Source organism: Streptomyces sp. NPDC048269 (assembly GCF_040652395.1).
Classification (GTDB): domain Bacteria; phylum Actinomycetota; class Actinomycetes; order Streptomycetales; family Streptomycetaceae; genus Streptomyces.
Genome location: NZ_JBEZLW010000056.1, coordinates 34,989 through 37,775, shown reverse-complemented (window position 1 = coordinate 37,775; position 2,787 = coordinate 34,989). Strand labels below are relative to the sequence as shown.

Sequence of the window (2,787 nt, the reverse complement as noted above, 5' to 3'; positions counted from 1 at the left end):
GTGTCGTTCGCGACGAGTCCTTCCCGGGCTTCGGCGATGGGCCGTTCGGCTCCGATCGCCTCCTGGGCTGGGTCGGCGGTGGGCAACGGCGGGTGCGGACCGGTCCCCTGTGGGGTGTGCCCGACGGGCGCGTCGGCCTCGGCGAGCCCTTGCCCGGCTTCGGCGACGGCCGTTCCCGGGGCGGGGTCGTTCGCGTCGGCCACGGGTGACGGCGGGTCAGGGTCGGCCGGGGCCGGGGTCTCGGCCCGCGGCGGCTCCGACAGGTCCGTCAGGAACCTCGCGTACGCCTCGCGTTTGCGCCCGCGCGGTTCCGTGCGGCCCGCCTCCCAGGAGCGCACCGTCGTCACCGTGACGCCCACGGCCGCCGCGACCTGTTCGTACGTCAGGTCCGCCGCTTCGCGCAGTCTGCGGCGTTCCTTCGGGGAAGGGAGGCTCAGCTCCGAGTTCGTCTCGACGCTTTGTGTCATGCCACGCTCCCCGCGACCCGACCGCTCTGGGCGAAAAAGTACATAAACGTATATTGGGCGACACCACGGACATTCGCCTGTTACCCGTCCATAGCGCGTGTCGTTGGCACCATGGCGGGGTGACCCAAGTGACCGAACGCGGGACCCCGTTGTCCGCGGCCCCGCGAACCGTCCGGCGGCGCCGCTCTCCGGCGGCGGCCGCATGCGTGGTGGGCGGTGCCGTGGCGGCCGGACTCGGGCTCGGCTTCCTCGCCGTGCTCGTCATCGTGCTGTGGATCAGCTCCCCCTATCCAGACAGCGGCCCCGGCGGGGCCCTGCACCTCGCCGCCGGACTGTGGCTGCTCGCCCACGGGACGGAACTGGTGAGGTACGAGACGCTCTCCGGCGTGCCCGCGCCCGTCGGTGTGACCCCCTTGCTGCTCGTCGCGCTGCCGGTGCTGCTGATGCGGCGGGCCGCACGGCTGGGCAGCGGCTCCGAGGAGGAGGGGGAGGAGGTGCTGCCGGCCGGCGCCGTCTTCTCGGCCGTGCTCTGTGGCTATCTGGCCGTCGGGGCCCTCGTCACGGTGTACGCGGCGGGCGGCCCCATGCCGGCCGACCCGCTGAGCGCGGCCTGGCACGTTCCGATGGTCGCAGTGCTCGCCGCCGCCGGTGGGGTGTGGGCGGTGCGGGGGCGGCCGGCCGGGCCGTTGCCGTCGTGGGTGTCAGGGCGCGTACGGAGGGCATTCGCGCGCCCCCGATACGCGCTGGCACTCCGGGCCGGGGCGGGCGGGGCCCTGGTGCTCCTGGGCGGTGGCGTGCTGCTCGTCGGCGGCTCGCTCGCGTGGCACGGTTCGGAGGTCCAGGGGACCTTCCTGGGGCTGACCGGGGTGTGGTCGGGCCGCTTCGCGGTGCTGCTGCTGGCGATCGCGCTGATCCCGAACGCCATGGTGTGGGGCGCGGCCTACGCGCTCGGGCCCGGCTTCGCGCTCGGCGCCGGCGTGACCGCCACGCCGCTCGGGTTCACGGGCTCACCCGCGCTGCCCCGGTTCCCGCTGCTGGCGGCGCTGCCGCCCGAGGGACCCGGGACGCCGTTGACGTGGGCGGTCGCCGGAGTGCCGGTGGTTGCCGGTCTGGCGGTGGGGTGGTTCGTGGTACGCAGGGCGCGTGAAGTCTCGTACGGCGAGACCGCGCTCACGGCGGCGCTGGGCGCGCTGGTGTGCGGGCTGGTCATGGCCGGGCTCGCGGCGGCTTCGGCGGGGCCGCTGGGGTCGCGGGCGCTGGCCGATTTCGGGCCGGTGTGGTGGGCCGTGGGGGCGGCGGCCTTCGTGTGGACGCTGGTGCTGGCCGTGCCGGTGGCGGTGGGGGTGCAGGCGTGGCGGACGCGGCCGGCCCGGTCCGTGGCGGTGGCGGGGGACGACGTGTGGCACGACAGTGGCGTACGGGAGGTCCGGTGGGCGGCCCTTCGGCGGGCCGCGGGCACGCTGGTCCCGGACATCTCGCCGCCGCCTGAGCCGGGCGCAGCCCTGGGGGCCCCGGGCGCAGCCCCGGCCCCGGCGCCAGCCCCGGCCCCGGCGGCTGCCGCAGCCCCGGTCCCGGTCCCGGCCACAGCCTCGGCCCCGGCGCCAGCCCCGGCCCCGGCGGCTGCCGCAGCCCCGGTCCCGGTCCCGGCCACAGCCTCGGCCCCGGGCGCTGCCCCGGCCCCGGCGCCAGCCCCGGCCCCGGCGCCAGCCCCGGCCCCGGCGGCTGCCGCAGCCCCGGTCCCGGTCCCGGCCACAGCCTCGGCCCCGGGCGCTGCCCCGGTCCCGGCCGCAGCCCCCGCCCCCGCTCCGGTCCCAGGCGCTGCCGCGGTCCCAGTCGCAGCCCTCGTCCCCGCTCCGGTCCCGGGCGCAGCTCCGGCTCCAGTTCCGGACGCAGTCCCGGCGGCTGCCGCAGCCCCGGCGCCAGCCCCAGCCCCAGCGCCAGTCCCGGTGCAGGAGCCGACCCCGACCCTGGTGCCGGTCCCGGGCGGGGCTCAGGCTCCGGCCTTGGCCGCAGCTCAGGCTCCGACTTCGGTCGCAGCCGCGGCCACCGTCCCGGGGCGGTTGCACCGACCGGTGACCGTTGTGCCCGGGCTGAGCCTGGACCTGAGTCCGATCCTGATCCCGGCAAAGCCGGCCGAGGCGTCGGCTGCTGATCCGCCGTTGGCTCCGCCGGTGGGGGGTGCGCGCGTCATGGCCCGCCGGAAGCCGCCGTCTTAACGTGTGCGGCGCCGCTGCCGGGGGGCCAGCCCCCGGACCCCCGCGCCTCAAACGCCGGCGGGGCTGAGGTGGGGGCTCGTCCTCCGGGTCCCCGCGTCTCAGGC

At 77.4% G+C, this 2,787-nt stretch carries 2 protein-coding genes; one reads left to right on the top strand and one right to left on the bottom strand.

Annotation, left to right across the window (positions count from 1 at the left end; translation table 11 throughout):
* The coding region (locus tag AB0D48_RS33390) for a helix-turn-helix transcriptional regulator (protein WP_362405665.1) at nt 1-467 on the bottom strand (467 nt) is incomplete at its 3' end.
* A gap of 119 nt (nt 468-586) precedes the next feature.
* Here AB0D48_RS33390 and AB0D48_RS33385 point away from each other — a divergent pair.
* Nucleotides 587-2,683 carry a DUF6350 family protein gene (locus tag AB0D48_RS33385; RefSeq protein WP_362405662.1) on the top strand — a complete coding sequence of 699 codons (2,097 nt, stop codon included), beginning with the start codon at nt 587-589 and terminating at the stop codon, nt 2,681-2,683.
* Nucleotides 2,684-2,787 lie beyond the last annotated feature (104 nt).